The 22,550-nt window shown below is 52.2% G+C and carries 23 protein-coding genes; 3 read left to right on the top strand and 20 right to left on the bottom strand.

Going from position 1 to position 22,550, the window contains the following annotated elements:
- Nucleotide 1 precedes the first annotated feature (1 nt).
- Nucleotides 2-205 carry a DUF2929 family protein gene (locus HMPREF0494_RS00995; protein WP_040458630.1) on the top strand — a complete coding sequence of 68 codons (204 nt, stop codon included), beginning with the start codon at nucleotides 2-4 and terminating at the stop codon, nucleotides 203-205.
- Nucleotides 206-265: 60 nt separating this feature from the next.
- On the opposite strand, the gene pepT is transcribed toward HMPREF0494_RS00995, so the two are convergent.
- From pepT to rpsU, 18 genes are all read right to left on the bottom strand, one after another.
- The gene (pepT, locus tag HMPREF0494_RS00990; protein ID WP_007123035.1) at nucleotides 266-1,513 is read right to left on the bottom strand and encodes a peptidase T; all 1,248 of its coding nucleotides are present in this window, start codon (nucleotides 1,511-1,513) and stop codon (nucleotides 266-268) included.
- A 2-nt stretch (nucleotides 1,514-1,515) separates the two neighbouring features.
- Entirely contained in the window at nucleotides 1,516-2,355 is an 840-nt protein-coding gene (locus HMPREF0494_RS00985; RefSeq protein ID WP_007123034.1) for a Nif3-like dinuclear metal center hexameric protein, read from the bottom strand.
- A complete protein-coding gene (locus HMPREF0494_RS00980; protein WP_040458629.1) occupies nucleotides 2,348-3,049 on the bottom strand; it encodes a tRNA (adenine(22)-N(1))-methyltransferase in 702 nt (233 codons plus the stop codon). Before HMPREF0494_RS00980 ends, HMPREF0494_RS00985 begins: the two co-directional genes overlap by 8 nt.
- Before the next feature lie 93 nt (nucleotides 3,050-3,142).
- Complete coding sequence (locus HMPREF0494_RS00975) at nucleotides 3,143-4,330, bottom strand: aminotransferase class I/II-fold pyridoxal phosphate-dependent enzyme (RefSeq protein WP_007123032.1); 1,188 nt, start codon at nucleotides 4,328-4,330, stop codon at nucleotides 3,143-3,145.
- A 187-nt stretch (nucleotides 4,331-4,517) separates the two neighbouring features.
- Nucleotides 4,518-5,660, bottom strand: a complete 1,143-nt coding sequence (rpoD, locus tag HMPREF0494_RS00970) for an RNA polymerase sigma factor RpoD (RefSeq protein ID WP_007123031.1) — start codon at nucleotides 5,658-5,660, stop codon at nucleotides 4,518-4,520.
- Nucleotide 5,661: 1 nt separating this feature from the next.
- Nucleotides 5,662-7,533 carry a DNA primase gene (gene dnaG, locus HMPREF0494_RS00965; protein ID WP_007123030.1) on the bottom strand — a complete coding sequence of 624 codons (1,872 nt, stop codon included), beginning with the start codon at nucleotides 7,531-7,533 and terminating at the stop codon, nucleotides 5,662-5,664.
- Nucleotides 7,534-7,673: 140 nt separating this feature from the next.
- Nucleotides 7,674-9,749: a glycine--tRNA ligase subunit beta gene (gene glyS, locus HMPREF0494_RS00960; protein ID WP_007123029.1), complete on the bottom strand. Its 2,076-nt coding sequence runs from the start codon at nucleotides 9,747-9,749 to the stop codon at nucleotides 7,674-7,676.
- A gap of 1 nt (nucleotide 9,750) precedes the next feature.
- Nucleotides 9,751-10,740 (bottom strand): glycine--tRNA ligase subunit alpha, encoded by a 990-nt coding sequence (gene glyQ, locus HMPREF0494_RS00955; RefSeq protein WP_318635566.1) that lies wholly within the window; start codon nucleotides 10,738-10,740, stop codon nucleotides 9,751-9,753.
- Between the two features lie 279 nt (nucleotides 10,741-11,019).
- A complete protein-coding gene (recO, locus tag HMPREF0494_RS00950) occupies nucleotides 11,020-11,805 on the bottom strand; it encodes a DNA repair protein RecO (protein WP_040458628.1) in 786 nt (261 codons plus the stop codon).
- Between the two features lie 21 nt (nucleotides 11,806-11,826).
- The gene (era, locus tag HMPREF0494_RS00945) at nucleotides 11,827-12,732 is read right to left on the bottom strand and encodes a GTPase Era (RefSeq protein WP_007123025.1); all 906 of its coding nucleotides are present in this window, start codon (nucleotides 12,730-12,732) and stop codon (nucleotides 11,827-11,829) included.
- Between the two features lie 9 nt (nucleotides 12,733-12,741).
- Complete coding sequence (locus HMPREF0494_RS00940) at nucleotides 12,742-13,137, bottom strand: diacylglycerol kinase family protein (RefSeq protein WP_007123024.1); 396 nt, start codon at nucleotides 13,135-13,137, stop codon at nucleotides 12,742-12,744.
- Nucleotides 13,121-13,600: an rRNA maturation RNase YbeY gene (gene ybeY / locus HMPREF0494_RS00935; protein WP_007123023.1), complete on the bottom strand. Its 480-nt coding sequence runs from the start codon at nucleotides 13,598-13,600 to the stop codon at nucleotides 13,121-13,123. Before ybeY ends, HMPREF0494_RS00940 begins: the two co-directional genes overlap by 17 nt.
- On the bottom strand, nucleotides 13,600-14,592 hold the full coding sequence (locus HMPREF0494_RS00930; protein WP_040458626.1) for a PhoH family protein: 993 nt from the start codon (nucleotides 14,590-14,592) through the stop codon (nucleotides 13,600-13,602). The genes ybeY and HMPREF0494_RS00930 overlap by 1 nt, the downstream gene beginning before the upstream one ends.
- 269 nt (nucleotides 14,593-14,861) lie before the next feature.
- Nucleotides 14,862-16,244: an argininosuccinate lyase gene (gene argH, locus HMPREF0494_RS00925; protein ID WP_007123021.1), complete on the bottom strand. Its 1,383-nt coding sequence runs from the start codon at nucleotides 16,242-16,244 to the stop codon at nucleotides 14,862-14,864.
- Complete coding sequence (locus tag HMPREF0494_RS00920; protein ID WP_040458625.1) at nucleotides 16,234-17,463, bottom strand: argininosuccinate synthase; 1,230 nt, start codon at nucleotides 17,461-17,463, stop codon at nucleotides 16,234-16,236. The genes argH and HMPREF0494_RS00920 overlap by 11 nt, the downstream gene beginning before the upstream one ends.
- Before the next feature lie 172 nt (nucleotides 17,464-17,635).
- Nucleotides 17,636-18,613, bottom strand: coding sequence for a choloylglycine hydrolase (bsh, locus tag HMPREF0494_RS00915; RefSeq protein ID WP_007123019.1), 978 nt, complete (start codon nucleotides 18,611-18,613; stop codon nucleotides 17,636-17,638).
- 106 nt (nucleotides 18,614-18,719) lie between these two features.
- Nucleotides 18,720-19,169 carry a GatB/YqeY domain-containing protein gene (locus tag HMPREF0494_RS00910; protein WP_040458624.1) on the bottom strand — a complete coding sequence of 150 codons (450 nt, stop codon included), beginning with the start codon at nucleotides 19,167-19,169 and terminating at the stop codon, nucleotides 18,720-18,722.
- Nucleotides 19,170-19,234: 65 nt separating this feature from the next.
- On the bottom strand, nucleotides 19,235-19,423 hold the full coding sequence (gene rpsU / locus HMPREF0494_RS10865) for a 30S ribosomal protein S21 (protein WP_007123017.1): 189 nt from the start codon (nucleotides 19,421-19,423) through the stop codon (nucleotides 19,235-19,237).
- 310 nt (nucleotides 19,424-19,733) lie between these two features.
- Between rpsU and HMPREF0494_RS00905 the strand changes: the two genes are divergently transcribed.
- Both HMPREF0494_RS00905 and HMPREF0494_RS00900 read left to right on the top strand, forming a co-directional pair.
- Complete coding sequence (locus HMPREF0494_RS00905; protein WP_007123016.1) at nucleotides 19,734-21,242, top strand: ABC transporter substrate-binding protein/permease; 1,509 nt, start codon at nucleotides 19,734-19,736, stop codon at nucleotides 21,240-21,242.
- Nucleotides 21,232-21,972: an amino acid ABC transporter ATP-binding protein gene (locus tag HMPREF0494_RS00900; RefSeq protein WP_007123015.1), complete on the top strand. Its 741-nt coding sequence runs from the start codon at nucleotides 21,232-21,234 to the stop codon at nucleotides 21,970-21,972. Before HMPREF0494_RS00905 ends, HMPREF0494_RS00900 begins: the two co-directional genes overlap by 11 nt.
- Before the next feature lie 41 nt (nucleotides 21,973-22,013).
- Here the strand turns inward: HMPREF0494_RS00900 and HMPREF0494_RS11350 are convergent, their stop codons facing one another.
- Both HMPREF0494_RS11350 and HMPREF0494_RS00895 read right to left on the bottom strand, forming a co-directional pair.
- Nucleotides 22,014-22,151 carry a hypothetical protein gene (locus tag HMPREF0494_RS11350; RefSeq protein WP_007123014.1) on the bottom strand — a complete coding sequence of 46 codons (138 nt, stop codon included), beginning with the start codon at nucleotides 22,149-22,151 and terminating at the stop codon, nucleotides 22,014-22,016.
- Complete coding sequence (locus tag HMPREF0494_RS00895) at nucleotides 22,144-22,458, bottom strand: MazG-like family protein (protein ID WP_040458738.1); 315 nt, start codon at nucleotides 22,456-22,458, stop codon at nucleotides 22,144-22,146. The genes HMPREF0494_RS11350 and HMPREF0494_RS00895 overlap by 8 nt, the downstream gene beginning before the upstream one ends.
- Between the last annotated feature and the right edge of the window lie 92 nt (nucleotides 22,459-22,550).

Raw genomic sequence — 22,550 nt, 5'->3', positions numbered from 1 at the left:
AATGAATCTGCTATCCAAAAACATTGTTGCTGCCATCTGGGGCCTTATTTTGGCTGAAGTATTAGCCTACATCACTTCCCAATTGGAAGGGATGGCCCCAGATTACCGGGCCGTTGCCATCATTGGTGCCGTGATGGCGTTGATTGCGGTTAACGCCGTCAATGCGATTACCGGGAAGGCCAACCCAGCGCGGAAGGAAAAGTAATTTTAATTACTAATTTTAAAAACACCAGACCGAATTCTTTTCGGCCTGGTGTTTTTTCGCTTATTTCGGCTGGCTGTTAAGGCGGATAATCTCCAGCAGGACGTCAACCGCCCGTTCCATCGTCTGGAGGGAAACATACTCATAACGGGAGTGCATATTCTCACCGCCAGCAAAGAGGTTCGGGGTTGGCAAGCCCATGTAGGAAATTGTCGATCCATCCGTGCCCCCGCGAACCGGGTAGATATTTGGGGTAATTCCCAGGTTTTCCATCGCCTGCTTGGCCAATTCGACCACTTCCATGTGGCCCGTCAAGGCGTCCTTGAGGTTATAGTACTGGTCAGATAGTTTCATGCTGATCCGCTCGGCCCCTAGTTCAGTGTTCAGACCCGCCACGATCCGCCCTAAGAGATGCTTGCGTTCCTCAAAGGTCTGCCGGTCGTGATCTCGAATCAGGTAAGTCATCGACGCATGGTCAACACTGCCGTCAAACTTGTACAAGTGGAAGAACCCTTCCCGGCCCGCGGTGCGTTCAGCCCGTTCATGGGCCGGCAGGCTGTTGTGCAGGTCGATTGCAACTTGGATGGCATTAACCATTGTTCCCTTGGCAACCGCCGTGTGAACATCCTTCCCCGCAATCTCGATTTCCGCCTGGGCCGCGTTGAAAGTTTCATATTCCAGTTCGCCAAGCGGCCCGCCGTCAACCGTATAGGCAATGTCGGCACCAAAATCGGCAACGTCAAAGTGTGCAGCGCCAGTACCAATTTCCTCATCCGGCCCCAAGCCAATTTTGATTTCACCATGCTTAACTTCGGGATGGGCCATCAGGTAGGCCGCCAAGGTAATAATCTCGGCGACCCCCGACTTATCATCCGCCCCCAGGAGGGTCGAACCATCAGTCGTAATTAAGGTATCTCCGCGGTAGTTCTTGAGTGCTGGAAAATCATCCACCGTCAGCTGGTAGTTACCATCCCGGTCCAAATTAATCGGTGAATGACCATCATAGTCTTCAATAATTTGCGGGTTGACGTTATGGGCATTAAAGTCTGCCGTATCGACGTGGGCAATCAACCCCAGGGTTGGCACCGGGTAATCGAGGTTGCTTGGAATCGTCGCCATCAGGTAAGCACTCTGCTGGTTAATGTGCACGTTTGCCAGTCCCAGCTCCCGCAGCTCTTCCGCAAGTTCATTTAGGAAGGCCGTTTCCTTGGGGTCAGACGGAATCGTCGTCGCCGCTGGATTAGAACGGGTTTCAGTTTTTACATACCTTAGGAAGCGATCCAATAAGCCGTCATATTGCGCTGTTTCCATTATTAATCTTCCTTTCCGTCAACTACAAAGGTGAAGGGGTCCGTATTAAGCCGGTTTTCGACAATCGTAAAATCCCAACCGGCATTGGCTGCTTGCCAGCTTCTGAAGAGGGCCGCCAACTGGTGCTCGCAAATCGCCTCGATGTGGTGACCCGGATCCACCACGGTGAGGTGGTTGGCGACCATGTCGTGGGCAAAGTGGTAGCTAACGTCCCCGGTTACATAGGCATCCGCCCCCATCCGGACGGCGTTAGCGTAAAAGTCCTGGCCGGCACCACCTAAGACGGCCACCCGGTGGATTTCCTTGTGCTCATCGGCCGGATGGTTAATCAGCCGCAGCCCTTGAACACCAAACAACCGGCAGCAGTAGTTAGCAAACTCACGGGGGGTCATCTGACCATTGAAGCTGCCAATCCGGCCCATCCCCACCGCTTCGCCGCTAATGGGATCCGTCCCGGCCGAAAGCAGCGGCTGACAGTTAGTTAGCCCCAGTTTAGCAGCCAGCCAATCGTTCATCCCCCCGTTCGCGGTATCGAGGTTGGTATGGGCCGCGTAAACCGTAATGTGGTGGGCGAGCAGGTCTGCATACATCTGGTTCTGGGGGTTCCTAGTGTCTAAATTCTGCGCCGGGTGAAACATTATTGGGTGGTGGGCAAAAATGAAGTCAACCCGCTGGTCAATTGCTTCGGCAACGATTTCGGGCCGGACATCCAGGGTGGTCATTAGGCGCCGCAGCGGTCGGTCCGGGTCGCCGAGCTGCAAACCAACGTGGTCCCATTTTTCGGCCAGCTGGGGGCTGGCAAACTGTTCAAAGCGCTGGATTAACGTTGTTCCACTAATCATCTGCAAGGGCCTCCTTAACCAGACTAATTGCTGACTGGAGCTGCTTGACCTTTGCTACTGGGGGCTGCTTGGCCGCTTCAATCTGCCGCAATACGGCCGTCTGCCGTTGAATGTAGTCCCGCCACTTTTGGGTAAACACAGGGCCCTTTTCCTCTAACAGCAGCGGACCGAACTCCAGCTCATAGTCACTATACCGGAAGGGAACCAGTGACGGTTCGGCAACGATAATTTCGTAAATATGACCGTCTTCTTCAAGCAGCCGTTCGGCCATAATCTGGTAGCGGTGTGCTTGCAGCCAGGCTCGTAAGCGCGCTTCGCCAACATTCGGCTGAAGAATTAGCCGCTGAACGCCTGCCAATTGCTCCTGGCCCCGTTCCAAAATATCAGCAATCAGGGTTCCCCCCATCCCCGCAATTACTACGGTGTCGACGTGGTCCTCCGGGTGCACGGCAGCAAGGCCATCCGCCAAGCGGGGAATGATTTGCCCGTCAAGTCCGTTTTGCTGAATCTCATTTACCATGTTTTGGTACGGTCCCGCGACGACTTCGCCCGCCACCGCCAGCTTAATCTTCCCGGCCAGTGCCAAGGCCGCCGGCAGGTAAGCATGGTCCGAACCAATGTCTGCTAGCCGGGCGCCCTGGGGAACAAATGAAGCCACCAGCGCCAGCCGTTTTGAAAGGTGTTGCGCATCCACGTTTATCATTCTCCCTTTATCAATTATTTATGGATAATTATACCAAAAAAAGCAGGGAGCCTGAGGAATTTCCCCATTCTCCCTGAAGTCACCTTATTTAGCGCTTTGGTTAACAAAGCCGCCGATCCGCTTCAAACATTCACGAATGTCCGCTTCGGAGGACGCGTAGGATAAGCGGATATAGCCTTCACCACCGGCCCCAAAGGCGCTCCCCGGCGTTACCCCGACCTTGGCCTGGTTGGCCAGATCGCGGGCAAACTGCTCGTCGTTTTTGCCAAAGGCGGCTGGAATCTTGGCAAAGATGTAAAAGGCCCCCTCAGGTGTCGCAACTTCAAAGCCGAGTTTGGACAGACCAGCAACCACTAGATCACGCCGCTGTTCGTAAGACTGCCGGAAAACAAGCGGGTCATCCAGTCCGTTCGTCAGCGCCTCAGTGGCCGCAGCCTGGGTGCTGTCCGTAACGGTGGTCACCAGGTAACAGTGCATTTTCAAAATACTCTTCATGATTTTTGCTGGTCCGGCAATGTAGCCCAGGCGGTAACCGGTCATCGCGTGGGACTTGGACAAGCCGGAAATCAGCAGGGTACGTTCTGGAATTATGCTGGCAATCGACGCATGGTCCACTCCGTACACCAGCTCGCTGTAAATTTCATCCGCAATTGCGTAAAGGTGGTGGGCGGTAATAACCTTAGCCAAGCCGGCTAAGACATCCGCAGGGTATTCCCGGCCGGTCGGGTTGCTTGGGTAGTTGAGGAGGACCGCTTTGACCCCCGGCCCCTCCTGCGCCAAGACTTCTTCCAGCCGTTCCGGGGTCAGGACGAATCCATCGGCGGCGGTATCAACCTGGACCGCCGTCGCCCCGGTCATCGCAATTAGCGGGAAATAAAGCGCAAAGGCCGGGGTTGGCACGATGACCTTGTCCCCTGTGTTTAACAGGCTAAACAGCGTCGCATCGAGCGCCTCAGTCGCCCCCACCGTTACCACCACTTCACTGGCAGGATCATATTCCACCTGCCGAGTCTGCTTAATGTAATCACTAATCGCCGCCAGCAGTTCCGGCTTCCCAGCCTGTGGTGCGTAGTGGGAATCATCATTTTGAATGCTCTTAATTGCCGCCTGCTTGACGTGCTCCGGTGTATTAAAGTCCGGCTCGCCAACCGTCAGCTTGATAATTCCTGGAATCTGTGAAACCTCCTTATCGAAGGCCCGGATCCCGGATGGCTTTAAGGCGTCTAGCTTGTGACTAATGGTTCCGTATAAATCCGCTGATAATTCAGGCATACTGCAACTCCCTCTCTGTCTCGAAGCAACAAACACTTTACTTAAACAATTTTATTATTTCAATAAATTTTCGTCAAGGATTCTTTGATAAATCATTAATTAGTTTTTAATTCTTGCAAAAAAACACGCTAAATTGTTAAAAATTTAACGTGTTGGGGAAATTAATTCGTATTTAATTTAGTAGGGACTACTCTAAAAAGTCTTTTAGCTGCTTCGAGCGGGATGGGTGGCGGAGTTTCCGCAGTGCCTTGGCTTCAATCTGCCGAATCCGTTCCCGGGTTACGCCGAAGACCTTCCCGACCTCTTCCAAGGTCCGGGTCCGGCCATCGTCCAAGCCAAACCGTAGCCGCAAGACGTTTTCCTCCCGGTCAGTCAGGGTATCCAGGACGTTTTCCAGCTGCTTTTTCATCATTTCGTAAGCCGCATGGTCAGCCGGGCTGGTCGCGTCCTGATCTTCGATGAAGTCGCCCAGGTGGGAGTCATCCTCCTCACCAATTGGCGTTTCCAGGGAAACCGGCTCCTGGGCAATCTTGAGAATATTGCGAACCTTTTCCGTCGGCATATCCATTTCCGCCCCGATTTCCTCAGGGAGTGGCTCCCGACCAAGGTCTTGCAAGAGTTGCCGCTGGATCCGGATCAGCTTATTAATCGTTTCGACCATGTGGACGGGAATCCGGATCGTCCGGGCTTGATCAGCAATCGCCCGGGTAATGGCCTGCCGAATCCACCAGGTCGCGTAGGTAGAGAACTTAAAGCCCCGCCGGTAGTCAAACTTCTCAACGGCCTTCATCAGCCCCATGTTTCCTTCCTGGATCAGGTCCAAAAACTGCATTCCCCGACCGACGTAGCGCTTCGCAATGGAAACCACCAGCCGTAGGTTCGCCTCGGCCAGCTGCTGCTTAGCGACTTCGTCCCCCTGTTCAATCCGCAGGGCCAGCTTAACTTCTTCATCGGCCGTCAGCAGGTTGACCCGGCCGATTTCCTTGAGGTACATCCGCACGGGGTCATTAATCTTGACCCCGGTTGGCGCGGACGTGTCCTTCATCGCATTTTGGGAGAGCTTTTCGGTAGCCTTCAGCGCCCGCGGATCCGGGTCACCGTTGGCATCAACCACACTAATGCCGGCATCCTCAACGTTTTGGAGGAGGTTATCGATCCCCTCCGCGTTCAGTTCGTATGGCTTGGCAAGTTTATCCGTCAGGACGCCGTATTGGATTTCCTTTTGCTTCTTGTACTGGCGGATTAGTTTACCAACAGCAGTATCGTATTTTTGTTGATCAAAATCTTCGCTATTGGAAATAACAAGGTCTTTCTTCTTACTCTTTGCCATATTAATTAGTCTCCTCTGCTTTATACTGTTGCTGTTCCTTCAACAAGTTCACCAACTTAACCGTCAGCTTCATCACCAGCTCAGTGTTGTTCAATGTATTGGCTTCCCGCAATTGTTTTTGCACCTGGTCAATCTGGTCATCCAGTGGCGTCTGCCGGGTGATAATTCGCATACAGTCATCGACAACCGGCATCTGAACGGCTGGATTAATCCGCAGCTGTTCAACCTGGCTCAAGGTCAGCCGCAACTCATCTTCGTTCAGGTAATTGAGAAAATCAGCGACCGAGTAATCACCGTGTTCGGTAAAATAACTGGCTGCCAGCAAATACAGGGTCTGGTAGCGCTCGTGAACAAAGTGAAAACCAGTCGTTGCCGTCACGTGAGCCCATACTTCCTGACTGTGCAGCATATAATACAAGAGCATCTGCTCGGCCAATTCCGCACGGCTGATTTTGATCTGGGGCCGTGCTTCAACCGCGGCAACGGGCGGCTGATCGGTTACCCGCCCACGGTAGTCTTGGCCTGAACGCGGCTGATTGCCGCCCGACCGGCTGCTAAGCTGTGTCAGCTGACTTTGCAGCGCGGCCTTATCAAGGGAAAATTCCTGGGCAAGCTTGGTCAGGTACAGATCCTGTTCAAGTGGGGTTGGTACCTTTGCGATTACCTTTAAAACCTGATTCAGGTAGTCCATCCGGTCGCCCTGCTGGTCGAGGTTTCGGCCCTGCCGCAAGAAACGCAGGTAGAAGTCAACCGTCGTTTCCTCCTGGCTAGCCAAATACTGGCGAAACTTTTCCGCGCCAAAGCGTTGTACGTACTCATCCGGGTCCACCCCAGCCGGCAGCTGGACCACACGTACCTGCAGGTTGCCAGTCGGTTGGCTTTCCACCAGCTTGATCGCCCGGTCAATGGCATTTTGCCCCGCCTGGTCACCATCATAACAAATATTCAGCTGGGTCGTCGTCCGGTGAATGATCCCAACCTGTTCTTCGGTAAAGCTGGTCCCCATTGAGGCAATCCCGGCTTGAACACCAGCCCCAAAGGCCGAAATCACGTCCATAAAACCTTCAAACAGGTACAACTTACCGTCTTGCCGGGCCGCTTTCCGCGCCTGATCAAGGTTAAACAGGGTGCGCCGCTTGTTAAAAAGCGGGGTTTCCGGACTGTTAAGGTATTTCGGCAGGTCCGTCTGGTCGGTGCTGAGCAGGCGCCCGGAAAAGGCAATCACCTGACCGCGCCGGTTCTTAATCGGGTACATGACCCGCTCGGCAAACCGGTCGTGGAGTTGGCCCGCGTGGTCTTCGGTAAACAAGCCGGACTTGCGCAGCAGCTGGTAGTCCAGTTTCTCCTTGTCACAATAAGCCTTTAAGACCTGCTGTTCCGGTGCAAAGCCCAGCTGAAACTGGTCGATCAGCTCCCGGGAAACCCCGCGCCGGGTCAAATAACGCAACCCGGCCTCCCCAGCCGGCGTGCCGACCAGGATATAGTGATACAGTTCGGCCGCCTTCTGATGAAGCTGAAGCAGCTGGCCGTTTTCACTGTCGGCCGGAGTCGTTGGCCGGTCAGCAGACTGAACATACTGGTCGGGCAAGCTGATCCCCGCATCCTTAGCGACCGCCGTGACCGCTTCCACAAAGCTAATGTGCTGATAATCCATCAAAAACTGAAAAACGTTGCCGCTGCGTCCACAACCAAAACAGTGGTAATACTGCTTTTCCGCATTGACCGAAAACGACGGGGTCTGCTCGTTGTGAAATGGGCAGAGACCGGTAAAGTTTTTGCCGGCTTTCTTTAGCTGAACATAACGGCCAATCACATCAACAATATCAACCGAATTGCGCACTTCATCGATTACCGTACGCGGTATTCTTGCCATTGAACCACCCCACTTAGTTAAGCTGTGAACAGTAACGAAAGGCCGCAACCCAACGGAATGCGACCCTCCTTTACTCATCTAGCCAAAATTCACTTAATATATATGATACCACAAGGCGGCCGAAAAACAATCAAAAAGCACTACTTGACGATTAAATCGTTTAGGTTCCCCATTACCCGGGCAAGACGGGCAATGATTGCCAACTGTGCTAAGCGGTTATTCCGCACAGCCTCGTTCTTATCCATGATCATATTCTCGTCGAAGTATTCGGTAATCACTGGTGCCAATTGCCGTAACGCGGTGAAGTTTTCCGCAACGGTCCGGTCAACGGCACCAGCGGCCACTTTATCTACTGCCGCGTATAGTTTTGCCTCCGAAGGGTTTTCAAACAGCTGTGGGTCAACCTGGGCAGCCAGCTCCTGGTGGCCCTTCTTACTAATCCGCAGAACCCGCGTCAAGGCCTCGACCGCATCCTTAAAGTCGGCATCGTCCTTGTGCTCATCAATGGCCGTCGCCGCTTCAAAGACCGTTTCGATATCATCATTGTCGGTATCGGTAACGGCATCAATGATATCATGCCGTAACCGCCGACCGCTAAAGAATTGCTTGAGCCGGTCCAAGAAGAAGTTCCGGACCGCTGAAGCATTCTTGCTTAAGTCGAAGTCGATTGCGACGTCGGCGTCGGCCAAGGCCTTAATCAAGACCGGCTGAATCCCCAGCAGGGAGAGGTGCCAGCCGCGGTCATTAATAATCCGGACAATTCCAAACGCCTGCCGCCGCAATGCGTACGGATCGTTGGAACCGGATGGGATCATATCTACCGCAAAGAAGCTCAGAATGCTGTCCAACTTGTCGGCAATCGCCAGGATCGCCCCCAGTTTAGTGACTGGCAGGGCCCCTTCAGCGGAGATCGGCATGTAGTGCTCCCGGATGGCCGCAGCCACGTCGTCCTTTTCACCAAAGAGTTTGGCGTAGATTTCCCCCATCACTCCTTGTAATTCCGCAAATTCACCCACCATCTGGGTCGTCAGGTCAAACTTGTAGATGTGGGCGGCCCGGTCCAGGTCAGCCAGTTCGGCAGCCGACAGGTTCAGCCGCTGGCCAATCAGCCGGGCAATTACCGCCACCCGTTGCATCTTGTCATACATTGAGCTGATCTTATCGTGGAAGCTGACCTTCTTGAGCCGTTCAACGTACTGGTCGATCGTCAGCTTCTGGTCCTCCTCGTAGAAGAACTTGGCGTCTTCCAGCCGCGGAACCAGCACCCGCTCGTTCCCCTTGATCACGTTTTCCAAGTATTCCTTATTCCCGTTGCGGACCGCAATAAAGTTTGGCAGCAGGTTCCCGTCGTGGTCACGCAGGTAGAAGAAGCGCTGGTTGTCCTTCATCGAGGTAATCAGGACCTCATCCGGCAGAACCAGGTACTTCGGATCGAAGGAGCCGGCAAAGGCGGTCGGCCATTCCACCAGGTTGTTAACCTCCTCCAGCAGGTCGGGATCCTTATCGATTACCCAATCGTGTTCCTCCACGATGGCATCAATTTGGTCACTAATCACCTTTTTCCGGCGCTGCGGATCCACAATTACGAATTCCTTTTCCAGGTCGGTCACGTAATCGTCAGCGTTAGCTAATTCCACATCATGGCCCAAGAAGCGGTGCCCACGGGTCGTCCGGCCAGCTTCCACGTCCAGGATGCTGAACGGAACGACCTGATCATTCAGCAGGGAAACTAGCCAGCGGATGGGCCGGATAAATTGAAGGTTGTTGTAGCCCCACTTCATCAGCGTTGGAAAATTCAGCGCGGTGATAACCTCTGGCAAGCCCGCCAGCACTTCTGCAACCGGCTTTCCTGCAATATGCTTTTCAACGAAGACGTACTCTTCACCCTTGACTTCTTTGAATTCAATGTCGTCAACCGTTGCGCCCTGACCCCGGGTAAAGCCAATCGCAGCCTTTGTCCAGTTGCCATCGCTGTCCTGGGCAATCTTTTTTGCGGGGCCCTTGACGGTCTCGTCGACGTCCGGCTGCTTATCAGCCAAGCCATGGATCAGCAGCGCTAACCGCCGGGGAGTCGCATATTCCTGAATATCCGAAAATGAAATCCGTGCTTCCTTCAGGTAGTCAGCCACCCGCTGGTGTAACTGCTTGATGCTTGGTGTTACCACGTGGGCCGGCATTTCCTCAACCCCGACTTCGAGTAAGTATGAATTAGCCATGCTACTTGTCCCCCTTCTGTGCTTTCTTGGCCGCCTGTTTGGCTGCCCGTTGTTTAGCCTTTTCCGCCTTCTTGGTGTATTCCGCCAGCGTTTTTTGCCGGAGCTTTTCGTCATGAATTAGTGGAAAGCCCCGCTTGCGCCGCTCTTCAACGAAGGCCTTGGCAATCGACTTAGCCATGATCCGAATCCGGTGCAGGTAGCCGGCCCGTTCCGTGACTGAAACAGCCCCCCGTGCATCAAGCAGGTTGAAGGTATGGCTGCACTTTAGGACGTAGTCATAGGCCGGGTGGACCAAACCGAGCTTAATCAGCCGCTTTGCTTCGCGTTCATAATTATTGAATGCCGCCAAGAGCATATCCTGGTCGCTTTCTTCAAAGGCGTACTTGGAATGCTCGTATTCTGGTTCCTTGAAAATGTCACCGTAGAGGACCCCATCGGCCCATTCCAGGTCATAAACTGAATCAACGTTTTGAATGTATTCCGCTAGCCGTTCCAGACCATAGGTAACCTCGGACGCCACTGGACTCATCGGCAGTTCACCGACCACTTGGAAGTAGGTAAACTGAGTGATTTCCATCCCGTCCAGCCAGATTTCCCAACCGACCCCGGCACAGCCCATCGATGGGTTTTCCCAATTATCTTCGACGAAGCGGATGTCGTGTTCCAGCGGGTCAATCCCCAATTCCTTCAAGCTGCCCAGGTAGAGGTCCTGGATGTTGTCCGGGGAGGGCTTCATAATCACTTGGAACTGGTGGTGCTGGTAGAGCCGGTTGGGGTTTTCACCATAGCGTCCATCAGCCGGCCGCCGGGACGGTTCCACATAGGCCGCGTTCCACGGTTCGGGACCGATTGCCCGTAAAAAGGTGTACGGGCTCATTGTTCCGGCACCCTTTTCATTGTCGTAAGCCTGCATCAGCATACATCCCTGCTTGGCCCAGTATTGCTCAAGCGTAAAGATGATTTCTTGGACAGTTAGCTTCTTCGTCGTCATCTGAATACTTCCCTTCATATAAAAATCCCCGTAGTTACGAATCCGTAACCACAGGGACGAAATTAATTCGCGGTTCCACCCTGCTTTTTTGCACTTCTGCAAAACAGCTTAGTTCAATTGGCTGCTGGAGGGCCACTTCAATGGTGATCCCAACGGGGCTTGCACTCTCCCCCGCTCGCTGGGTAGGACCAGCCATTGCTTTTCTCCGTCATTGCCGACGATATTCAATTAGGTGTTAGCAATAAACACGTCTTATAATAGAAAACTTTTCCGGGCTTGTCAATCGTCCGCGGTTAAATTCCCCATCTTTTGCTCAAGGCGGTGCATCTGCTGGATAAAGCGCTTGCTCCTCAAGCGCAAGCCCACTTGGTCATCATAAATCGTGTCAAGGACCATCTGCAAACGCATCTTGGTAACCGGGTTAATGTTGATGTTGTTAACCCGTTGCAGGTTGAGCTGGGCAAACTGCTGCAAGTAGTACCCGGTCCGCCGGTCCAAGTGAAAACGCCGGCTGTCGAGATACCAATGCTGGCTGCACAGCATCCCCCCATACTGCTCGGAAAAATCCAATGGGCGGTCGGCTCGGCCACAGATAACGCAGCGGTCCCAGGTGGGAGCAACGCCAAAAACCGTAAGCAGCTGGGTCTCAATGACGTTCGTAACCACCTGCTCATCCTGCCCATGGTCGATCAATGCCAGGGCAGCTGCCACCTGGTCAAACCAGCCCCCCAACGGCTGGCCATCGGCAAAGGCATGGTCAGCCAGGGCCAGGATGTAGGTGGCGTAGGCATTTTTACTCAGGTCCCCGGCAATATGCCGGTACTGGTGCGTTTCGCTTGCGGCATTAATAAAACTAAGGCCGTTATCAGCTAGCGAGCCGATATAGCTTCCGTGGGTAAACGGCAGGAGATCGCCCGCCAAGCGAAAGCCCCGTTTCTTGGCGTCCCGGACGTAAAACATCGCGGGCCCAATCCGATCCGTCAGGATTTTAATCAGGAGGTCACGCTCGCGGTAGTCCCGCCGGTAAATGATAATTCCCCGAAAGTCGGTTGTTTCCCGGGTCACGTGATCGCTCCCTTTCAACAATTAATAGTCCTTATTCCGGTAACCATAGTCCTTAAGCATCGCGGATTTGTCCCGCCACTTTGGCACGACCTTAACCCACAGCTGCAGGAAAACCCGGTCGCCGAGCAACCGTTCAATGTCTTGGCGGGCCATCGTTCCGATCTTCTTAAGCATCTGGCCCTTCTTGCCAATGATAATCCCCTTTTGTCCGGGGCGCTCCACCACGATGTTGGCCGAAATGTGCACGTGTTCAGCGTCCTCACGTTGGATTGAGGTGACGTCCACCGCCACAGAATGGGGAACTTCATCCCGGGTCAGCATAAAGACCTTTTCCCGGATCATTTCGGCAATGACGAAGCGTTCGGGGTGGTCAGAAATCTGATCAGCCGGATAATACTGCGGCCCGTGCGGCAGGCCAGCCACCAATTCATTGATTAGCTCGTTGACGTTATTTCCCTGCAGGGCCGAAACCGGGATAATCCCCTTAAACGGCAAAGCATCTTTGTACTGCGCCACGATGTCCGGCAGGTCGTTCGGGTGGACCTGGTCGATCTTGTTGACCACCAGGTAAACCGGCTGCTTAACCTGCTTGAGCCGGTCAATAATAAAGTTATCACCGGGGCCCCGTTTTTCGGTCGCACTCACCACGTACACGATGGCGTCAACTTCATCCAACGCCGACAGGGTGGACCGTTCCATAAAGTCCCCCAGCTTTGTCGCCGGCTTATGGACCCCCGGAGTATCAATAAAGATGATCTGGGCGTCCTTGCTCGTGTAGATCCCCTGAATTTTATTCCGGGTCGTCTGGGCAACGTTGCTCATGATGGCGACCTTTTGGCCCACAATGTAGTTTAACAGGGTTGATTTCCCAACGTTGGGCCGGCCAATTAAGGCCACAAACCCTGATTTATAATTTGGATTATCCATTTCTTACTCCTACCTAACTAAATTCACCAGGCGGGGACCAAAGATAATCAGCCCCACCACGACCGCAAAGCACGCCGCTAGCAGGACCCCGCCGGCCGCCACGTCCTTAGCCTTCTTAACGTCAACATTATACTGGTGGCTAACCATGACATCCGTCACGGCTTCCGTAACCGTGTTCAGAAATTCGGCCGCAAACACCAAAAAAATCACCAGGAGCAGCCACAGCCAGTCACCGCTGCTGATCCGCAGCCACCAGCCTAGTCCCAGGGCCGCTACCGCCGCTAAGCAATGGAAACGCATATTGCGTTCTTCACGCAGCATCGTGATGATCCCATCGCCCGCGTGCCGCATTGCCTGATAAAGGTGGTGGTTCTTGCCAACCTGCCGCCTATCTTTGGAGTCCATACTCATTTAAGATCTCCCGTTGCAGGTCAAACATCCGTTGCTCATCGGCCGGCTCTTCGTGGTCGTAACCATTCAAATGAAGGAAGCCGTGGACAACAAGGAAGCCGAGTTCCCGGTCAGCAGAGTGACCAAGAAACTTCGCCTGCTCCGCCACCTTATCAACCGACACGAAGAGGTCGCCCAAGTTTTCTGGAATTTCAGCTGCTAGCTCGGGGGCCATGATGATCGGCGTTTCGTCACCGCGCTCTTCAGCCGCAAAGCTCAGGACATCCGTTGCCCGGTCAACGCCGCGGTACTGCTGGTTAAGCTTGCGAATCGCCGGGTTAGTCATCAGCGTTACTGACATCTCAGTGTTCGCTTTCAAGCTTAATTTGCCCGCCGCAAATTGCAGGACGTCCCGTATTAAGGCCAGCTGGCCTTCACTCACCCGGCCGGCAGTTTCGTCGTATATCGTCAGGTCCACTATTCTTCCTCCTTTGCGTGCTGGTGGGTTGTCTGCTCCTCGTAGGCAGTGATAATCCTGGCAACTACCGGATGCCGAACCACGTCTTCTGCCCCGAAGCGAACAAACTGAATCGACTGGATCTCCTTGAGGATTCGCTGGGCACTGACCAGCCCGCTCCGGACCCCGTGTTTCAGATCAATTTGGGAAATATCACCGTTGATTACCATCTTGGAGCCAAAGCCCAGCCGGGTCAAAAACATCTTCATCTGGGCGTTAGTGGTGTTTTGTGCTTCATCCAGGATTACAAAGGCCCCGTCGAGTGTCCGTCCCCGCATATAGGCCAGGGGAGCAATTTCAATGATTCCCCGCTCCATCAAGCGTTGGGTGTGGTCGGTCCCCAGGATTGCGTTCAACGCGTCGTAAATCGGCCGCAGGTAGGGGTCGACCTTTTCCTGGAGGTCCCCCGGCAAGAAGCCGAGGCTCTCCCCAGCTTCCACCGCGGGCCTGGTCACGATAATCCGTTCGACTTCACCCCGCTTAAGGGCAGCAACCGCCATGGCAACCGCCAAGTAGGTCTTCCCGGTCCCGGCCGGGCCAATCCCAAAGGTAATATCGTTATGTTTGATTGCGTTGACGTACTGACGCTGCCCAAAATTTTTTACCCGAATCGCTTGGCCTTTGCGGTCTTTAATAATGGTTTCACTATACAGGTCCGCGAAGTATTCCAGCGTTCCCCGGTGGGCCATCTTCATGGCACTCACAATGTCGGTACTATGAAGATGAATCCCCTGCTGAAGAAGGCCGACCAAGGCGTGGAAGACATCCACGGTTAATTTGACGTCCTCCTCCCGGCCGCGGACCTTTAAATCACTGCCGAAGGGGTTCAGGGTTACGTCCATCCCCTGTTCAAACAAGCCGACAAACTTGTCTTGGGGGCCGAGGATCCCAACTTCTACTTCCGGCTGGTCAATTTGAAAAACTTGTTCGTATTCTTGCGTGTTTTCTGCCAAACTGCACGATTCTCCTTTATTTGATTTGATACGCTTTTTTACCAAATTGATTATATCATAGCTTTCCGTTGACATAATAGCAAAAGGAGCTGTCCCCCACGGTTAGGGACAGTAAGGCTGGCCTAGGACGATCATTGGTACGGGACGGGACGGCAATTGTCCGTAGCAGGGTTGTCAGCGTTTAAACTGCCAGCCAGCTACTGCGCTGTCGCATGACTATCTTTAAAATAGCAAAGAGGCTGAGTTAATTCCCAGCCTCCTACTTTAGGTTATTGTTGTAAAATTTTCTGCGCCGCTTTAATCTGCTGGCGAACCTGGTCAAAGCCGGTCCCACCGAGCGAGTTCCGCCGCTCGACCGCCACCGCAGGTTTAAGAACGGTGTAAACATCCTCCTCCACCCGCGGGTCAATCTGCTGGAACTCCGCTAGGGGAATGTCAGCCAGGTCGGTCCCGGTTTTTAAGCCCTTTAAGACCAGCTCGCCCACAATTTCGTGCGCCCGCCGGAAGGGAATCCCCTTAGTTGCCAAGTAGTCGGCTAATTCAGTCGCGTTGGAAAAATCGTGGTGAGTTGCCTGGGCCATCTTCTCCTTATTAACCTGGAGGGTCTCAATCATCCCGGTCATTACTTTCAGGGACGGCAGGATCGTCTTGACGGCATCAAAGACTCCCTCTTTATCCTCCTGCATATCCTTATTATAGGCCAGCGGCAGTCCCTTCATCGTCGTTAACAGGCCCAGCAGGCTGCCAAAGACCCGGCCGCTCTTGCCCCGAATCAGTTCTGCCATATCCGGATTCTTCTTTTGCGGCATAATCGAACTGCCGGTGGAGTAGGCGTCGGCCAGCTCAAGGTAGCCAAACTCATAGCTGCACCAGTAAATCAGTTCTTCGCATAACCGCGACAGGTGAACCATCAAGATGCTGGCGTTGCTCAAGAACTCCAGTGCAAAGTCCCGGTCGCTAACCGCGTCCAGCGAATTAGCGTAGGGGGCGCTAAAACCCAGCAAGTTGGCCGTCATTTCACGGTCAATCGGAAAGGTCGTCCCGGCCAACGCGGCGGCGCCCAACGGGGAAAGGTCAGTGTGCTGCTGGTTAAATTGGAAACGTTCGACATCCCGCTGAAACATTTGAAAATAGGCCATCAGGTAGTGACCATACGAGATCGGCTGGGCGTGCTGCATATGGGTATAGCCTGGCATGACGGTTTCCACATTCTGCGCCGCCTGCTTAACCAAGGCGGCCTGCAAGCCCTTCAGCGCGGTAATCACCTGGGGCAGACGCTCCTTGACGTAGAGGTGGAAGTCAGTTGCCACCTGGTCGTTTCTGCTCCGGCCGGTATGCAATTTACCCGCAACCGGGCCAATTTTAGCCGTCAAGAGGGCCTCAATATTCATATGGATGTCTTCGTTTTCCACGTCAAAGGCCAGGCCGTGGTCCGCTAGTTCCGCTGCCAATTCCTGCAGTCCGGCAATGATTTGGTCAGCGTCCTGGGACGATAAAATATTGGTTGCCTTGAGCATCTTGACGTGGGCTAGCGACCCCATGATGTCTTCCTTGGCCATCTCCTGGTCAAAGGAAATCGAGGCCCCAAACTGGTCAACCAGCTGGTCGCCCGCCTGTTCAAACCGGCCACCCCACATTTTCTTAATGGGCATCAGTCGCCGCTCCTTTCTTTAATTGCGCTTTTTCCTGTACCTGGGCATAAACCTTGTCCGGCAGCTCCCAGAGTTTGATAAAACCAGTTGCCGCTTCCTGGTCAAATTCATCAGCCGAGGTATAGGTTGCCAGGTTCTTGTCATAAAGTGAATTAGCTGACTTCCGGCCTTCGCAGACCACGTTTCCCTTGAAAAGCTTGACCCGGACAACACCATTAACCACCTTCTGCGTTTCTTCCAGGAAGGCCACCATCGCCTTCATCAACGGTGAGTACCAAAGACCATTGTAAATCAATTCGTTCATCTTTAACTCAATGGTTGGCTTAAAGTGAGCAACTTCCCGCTCCTGGGTCAGATCTTCCATGTCCTTGTGGGCTGCTAACAAAACTGTTGCCGCTGGGCATTCATAAATTTCCCGGGATTTAATCCCGACTAACCGGTTTTCAACATGGTCAATCCGGCCAATCCCGTTCTCGCCGGCAACTTTGTCCAGCTTCATAATCAGCTGGTCTAATGGCATTTCTTTCCCGTCCAGAGCGGTCGGGACCCCTTCCTTAAAGGTGATTTCCATTACCGTTGGCTGGTCGGGAGTTTCTTCAATCGGGGTGGTCCGCTCGTAAGCATCCTCAGGTGCGGCCACCCACGGGTCTTCCAAGATCCCGCATTCGTTGGCCCGTCCCCATAGGTTTTGGTCAATTGAGTACGGACTCGCCTTGGTAATCGGCACCGGAATGTTATTATCCTTAGCGTACTGAATTTCTTCTTCCCGTGACCAGTGCCAGTCCCGGATGGGATCCTCAATCTTCATCTCAGGAGCCAGAGCGTGAATCCCCGCTTCAAACCGGACTTGGTCATTGCCCTTCCCGGTACAGCCATGGGCAATCGCCGTTGCTCCGTACTCCTTAGCCACGCCGACCAGCTTTTGCACGATTAACGGCCGGGAAAGCGCGGAAACTAATGGATACTTCTGCTCATACATTGCATGAACTTGCAAAGCGGGTAAAACAAATTGTTCGGCAAAGTCACGTTTGGCATCAATCACTACTGACTTCCAGGCCCCGATTGCGGCCGCTTTTTGCTGGATCGCCTCCAGGTCCAGACCTTCACCAACGTCAATGCAGCAGGCAATCACGTCATAACCCTTATTCATTAACCATGCAATTGCGACTGAGGTATCAAGACCACCAGAGTAAGCCAATACAATCTTTTCCTTTGCCATAACAATCGTCTCCATTCATTTTTTGTATATTTATTAATTGAGTTTAATATACAGCAATTTCGAATATGTATCAATAGTTTCGGCAAAAAATCAAAAAATTATGCAGATATTTGCATATTGTGGGAAATAAAAACGGCCAGAGGTGTCGCCCTGACCGGTTTTTCGTAAAACATTAATTTTGCATATTAATTGACTGTTGCTCCCGCAATGGGAATGGTGCCAAAGTGTTGTTATTCAAATCTGCATGTTGCAAGCTGACCGCATTAATTTGATGATTAGCATAAGTAGTATAGTAGAAGGTTCCCGTCGATAAATTGATCCCGTCAGAATAAATGGTGTGTTCAAAAGTGTTCGGGGCCACCTCATCGAGACCCTTTTGCTGCTCCACCGCGTGCAGGCAGTGGAAATAGTTAGTAACGTTTTCTACCTCACTGGCACCAGCTGGGGCGTGCTGCAGGGTAAAGACTTCTTTTACAAAACGGCTCTGGGAATCCATCCCCCCTGGCAACATGCGGGAGCCTAATCCCCGGCTATAAAAACCTATCTTGATATTTGGCGCCAGCCCATTAGTTGGTTGCTCTGGTGAGATACTCTGGTAGTTGGCCAGGTTAGTCAACTGACCCGGAAATTCCGGATTATTAGTCAAAACGTTGACCGAGTTGTCGTAAACGTGCAGGCCACTCACCGTCGATTCAACCACGATCGATTTACCAGACCGGTCGGCAATCAACCAGTGCAATGGCGACAGCTGCAGGTGGTCGGAAAAATTGATTTTGACCAGGTTAAGTTTCTTCAATAATTGTTTGGCTTCGACAACATTCTTGCATTGCCCCAAAATATACGGAATAAATTCAAATGGTGAAACATTATCCTTGTGGTCATCGACCGGGAAATAGTGGGCAGGCCCGGCGAAGTTCAGGCCAGCCATCCCGAGCCCCTCTTCATTAGCCCCGTCAAAGTATAAAGGATAGTTATCCTGGACTAAGGCCATCCCAATAATGGCATAATGGTGGTCCAGTGCAGGCATTTGGCGGAAATTAAAGCGGTAATCGCGTGGCGTAATTACTACTTCCTGCCCAAATGAAACTTCCAAGTCCAGGTTCCGACCAAAATAGCAGTCACCCGCGGTATATAAAATTGATGTACACATTAGTGTGATGCTCCTTTTATAGTAATTGTCTCCGGCTTTAAGACCGTAATACTAAAAAGTAGCAACTATTGGGAGATAGTCGCTACCTTATAGTAACCTAATAAAACTACTTATTGCTTAGTACCGCTTTGACCGCCTGGTTAACGACTTTACCGTCCGCTTGGCCCTTGACCTTTGGCATTACAGCTCCCATCACCTTGCCGAAGTCCTTCATACTGGAAGCGCCAACCGCCGCAATGGTTTCCTGCACGATCTTGTTCACATCGTCAACGGACAGCTGCTTTGGCAGGTACTTTTCCACTACCGTTAATTCATGTTTGGTCTGGTCAACCAGGTCTTGCCGGTCGGCCTTTTCAAATTCAGCCAGGGATTCCTTCCGCTGCTTGTACTCCCGTGACATGACCGCCACTTCCTCGTCGGGTGTTAGGTCGTGACCGGCTTCGATCTGGGCGTTTTGCACGGCCGCTTTGAGCATCCGCACCACCGCCAAGGTCTCCTTGTCCCGGCTCTTCATCGCACTTACCATGTTACTTGTTAAATCTTGCAATAAACTCATTCTATCCATCTCCTAATAATATTGAACAAAAAAGCTCCCACCAGGAAAGGTAGGAGCATTCGTTTTTAGTAACGACCACGCTTATTCTTGCGCTTCCGTGCCGCTTCAGATTTCAACTTGCGTTTTACACTGGGCTTTTCGTAGAATTCCCGTTTCCGGTATTCTTGCAATGTTCCATTGCGCGAAACTGAACGTTTAAAGCGTCGAAGAGCGTCGTCTAAGGATTCATTCTTACGAACGACTGTTTTTGACATGTTGATTCCCTCCCTCCGAGCTTAAAGTTACGTAACCAGGCCATCGCAGCCTTTCACTACAAAAAATATTGTACCTAATAAGCCGGTTAGTGTCAATGTTTCTTTTCAGAGATTTTCCGATTCGGCTAATGGGCGTTTACAATTTACCGCCTATTAAATGAAGGAAGAAAGTTAAAACCACCAAGCCGCCCGCTCCGATGTTGAATATTTATTCTAATTTTAAGAAAAGCATTGCATAAATAGTTACGATGGTGTATATTCATTTACAGTTATTATTTAAGATTATTGATTGAAAAGGAGTAATTGATTTATGAAGCACTTTAAGCCATTATTAATGCTAATAATTCTCTGTGTTTCACTGGTCGTCGCCCCGCTGAATGCCTTCGCTGCCGCAACTAGTTCAAGCAGCAGCGCAAGCGCTGACTCAACCAATTCAGCGGCGGCCGATGATTCAGTGCAGCGCATTAAGCAAAAGGGGACCCTGGTCGTGGGAACCAGCGCTGACTACCCACCTTACGAATTTACTACCAAGAAAAATGGCAAGACTGAGTACGTTGGCTTTGAAATGGACGTTGCCAAGCAGTTTGCTAAGGACCTCGGGGTTAAGCTCGTGATCAAAAACATGGACTTTGACTCCCTGCTGGTTGCCCTTGAATCCCACAAGGTTGACACCGTGATCGCCGGGATGAACATCACTCCCGAACGGCAAAAGAGCGTTGACTTCTCTAAACCATACTACATGGGTTCCAAGTTCTTCCTGATTAACAAGGCGGACAAGAGCAAGTTTACATCAACGAAAGATTTTGCCGGCAAGAAGGTCGGCGCCCAAAACGGGGCAATGGAATATAACCTGGTTAAGGAAAACATTCCAAACGTCCAGGAAAAGGGCCTGGCCAAAATCCCTTCATTAGTGTTGGCGCTGCAGTCACACAAGGTTGATGGGGTCCTGATGGACAAGGCGACTGCCAAGGCGTACGCCAATAACAACTCTAACCTGATGGCCTTCGACTCCCACATTAAGATTCAGTCTGGTGGGATTGCAATGGCCTTCCCTAAGGGGGACACGTCCCTTGAGGCAGCTGCCAACCAAACTGTCGCCAAGATTAATAAGGAAGACTTGATTAACAAGCAGTGGATTCCCCAAGCTTCTAAGTACATGAAGTCCTACAAGAAGGCCAACACTGTGGCTAGTTACTGGACCTTCTTTGCTAAGGGGGTTGAGTACACGCTGATCATTACCGTGATCTCCGTAATCTTTGGTTTCCTGCTCGGGACCATCTTTGCCCTGATGCGGTTGTCACAGAGCAAGTTCCTCCACGGAATTGCCATCTGCTACATCGAATTTATCCGGGGAACCCCAATGCTGGTCCAAATTATGTTTGTCTACTTTGGAATTGGGGCGATTATCCAATCGATGCCAGCCCTCGTCGCCGGGATCATCGCCGTATCGGTTAACTCCGGGGCCTACGTTGCTGAGGTTATCCGTTCCGGAATCCAATCGTTGCCGGTCGGACAGACCGAGGCGGCCCGGAGCTTGGGGATGACGAAGAAGCAGACCTTCCGCTTTATCGTCCTGCCGCAAGCCCTGCGCAACATTTGGCCGGCCCTAGGAAATGAGTTTATCACCCTGTTAAAGGACAGTTCACTGGTTTCCACGATTGGGGTTGGCGAATTAATGTACCAAACCCAGCTGGTCCAGGCCGATACCTACAAGGGTGTCCTGCCGCTGTTCATTACCATGATGATTTACTTTATCCTGACCTTTACGTTGACGAGAATCCTGAACTACTTCGAAGGGAGAATGAAACATGCCCACTAAAATGATCGAAATCCAACACCTGAAAAAAGAATTTAATGGCACCGAAGTCCTCAAAGACATTTCAGAAGAGGTCGATAAGGGACAAGTTATCTGTGTGATTGGGCCGTCCGGGGCCGGGAAAAGTACCTTTTTGCGGTGCTTAAACGTTCTCGAAAAGCCGACGAGCGGCAAGGTCCTCTTTGAAGGTAAAGACCTGACTGATATTTCTGACAAAGAGCTCGACGAGTTACGGGAAAAGATGGGAATGGTCTTTCAAGGCTTCAACCTCTTCCCGAACATGACTGTGATCGACAACATCAAGATTGCACCGATCAAGGTCAAGGGGATTAGCGATGAGGAAGCCACGAAAACCGCTAAGGAACTCCTGACCAAGGTTGGCCTAGCGGATAAAGCGGACGTCTTCCCGGACAGCCTCTCCGGTGGACAAAAGCAGCGGGTTGCCATCGCCCGGTCGCTGGCGATGGACCCGGAAGTGATGCTCTTTGACGAACCGACCAGTGCCCTCGACCCGGAAATGGTTGACGAAGTGCTGAACGTTATGCAAGGACTGGCTGATTCCGGAATGACGATGGTGGTGGTCACCCACGAAATGGGCTTTGCCAAGGAAGTGGCTGACCAGATCTGGTTTATGGCTGACGGCTACATCCAAGAAACCGGGGCCCCGGATGAGTTCTTCAGCCACCCGACTAGTGACCGGGCCAAGGAATTCTTGAAGAAGGTTTTGAAATAGTTTGTATACAAAAAGCCCTCGCTACGGCGGGAGCTTTTTTGTCATTTATTCTTACGTTTATCCTTCTCCTGATCAGCGTAGTAGAGTTTGAAGAAGACGTTCAACGGCAGGAGGAGCGCGCCAAAGGCAAGTTGTTCGCGCCGGGTCAGCTGGTAACGCGGTTTTTCTGGGTTAGTCATTGAGGGCACTCTCTTTGATAAACACACCAGCCACCGTCGTCTTGCCATGACGGCCAGCAATTTCCTGATAAGCCTTCTCCACGGCAGCATGATGGTCAACGCCGACCAGTTTGGAGAAGATCAGCAGTGCAATCTGGAGGTCACCGATACTGTCGACCAGCTTAGCCCGCTTCTGCTTATTATAGGCGGAGGACAATTCACCGAGTTCCTCCGCCATCTTCATAAACTCCACCCGCGGGTCTGCTTCATCAATCCGCCGTTCATGCGCCCATTCCATGATTTTAGTAGTTAATTCTTCATAAGTCATCGCAATCATCCCTTTTTGTCTGTATTGTAAGGGATGGCCTGCTATCATTGCAATCCCCTTATACTAATACGGCCCCTATAACTAGATATTTC

Source organism: Limosilactobacillus antri DSM 16041 (assembly GCF_000160835.1).
In the GTDB taxonomy this organism is placed as follows: Bacteria; Bacillota; Bacilli; order Lactobacillales; family Lactobacillaceae; genus Limosilactobacillus; species Limosilactobacillus antri.
Note: the sequence above shows the minus strand (reverse complement) of the source record. Positions and strands in the feature narration are given on the sequence as shown.

Coding starts and splice junctions, on each gene's coding strand:
- HMPREF0494_RS00995 (WP_040458630.1), top strand. CDS start 2: ATGAATCTGCTATCCAAAAACATTGTTGCTGCCATCTGGGGCCTTATT.
- pepT (WP_007123035.1), bottom strand. CDS start 1,513: ATGGAAACAGCGCAATATGACGGCTTATTGGATCGCTTCCTAAGGTAT.
- HMPREF0494_RS00985 (WP_007123034.1), bottom strand. CDS start 2,355: ATGATTAGTGGAACAACGTTAATCCAGCGCTTTGAACAGTTTGCCAGC.
- HMPREF0494_RS00975 (WP_007123032.1), bottom strand. CDS start 4,330: ATGCCTGAATTATCAGCGGATTTATACGGAACCATTAGTCACAAGCTA.
- rpoD (WP_007123031.1), bottom strand. CDS start 5,660: ATGGCAAAGAGTAAGAAGAAAGACCTTGTTATTTCCAATAGCGAAGAT.
- dnaG (WP_007123030.1), bottom strand. CDS start 7,533: ATGGCAAGAATACCGCGTACGGTAATCGATGAAGTGCGCAATTCGGTT.
- glyS (WP_007123029.1), bottom strand. CDS start 9,749: ATGGCTAATTCATACTTACTCGAAGTCGGGGTTGAGGAAATGCCGGCC.
- glyQ (WP_318635566.1), bottom strand. CDS start 10,740: ATGACGACGAAGAAGCTAACTGTCCAAGAAATCATCTTTACGCTTGAG.
- era (WP_007123025.1), bottom strand. CDS start 12,732: ATGGATAATCCAAATTATAAATCAGGGTTTGTGGCCTTAATTGGCCGG.
- HMPREF0494_RS00940 (WP_007123024.1), bottom strand. CDS start 13,137: ATGGACTCCAAAGATAGGCGGCAGGTTGGCAAGAACCACCACCTTTAT.
- argH (WP_007123021.1), bottom strand. CDS start 16,244: ATGCCCATTAAGAAAATGTGGGGTGGCCGGTTTGAACAGGCGGGCGAC.
- HMPREF0494_RS00920 (WP_040458625.1), bottom strand. CDS start 17,463: ATGGCAAAGGAAAAGATTGTATTGGCTTACTCTGGTGGTCTTGATACC.
- bsh (WP_007123019.1), bottom strand. CDS start 18,613: ATGTGTACATCAATTTTATATACCGCGGGTGACTGCTATTTTGGTCGG.
- HMPREF0494_RS00910 (WP_040458624.1), bottom strand. CDS start 19,169: ATGAGTTTATTGCAAGATTTAACAAGTAACATGGTAAGTGCGATGAAG.
- rpsU (WP_007123017.1), bottom strand. CDS start 19,423: ATGTCAAAAACAGTCGTTCGTAAGAATGAATCCTTAGACGACGCTCTT.
- HMPREF0494_RS00905 (WP_007123016.1), top strand. CDS start 19,734: ATGAAGCACTTTAAGCCATTATTAATGCTAATAATTCTCTGTGTTTCA.
- HMPREF0494_RS00900 (WP_007123015.1), top strand. CDS start 21,232: ATGCCCACTAAAATGATCGAAATCCAACACCTGAAAAAAGAATTTAAT.
- HMPREF0494_RS11350 (WP_007123014.1), bottom strand. CDS start 22,151: ATGACTAACCCAGAAAAACCGCGTTACCAGCTGACCCGGCGCGAACAA.
- HMPREF0494_RS00895 (WP_040458738.1), bottom strand. CDS start 22,458: ATGACTTATGAAGAATTAACTACTAAAATCATGGAATGGGCGCATGAA.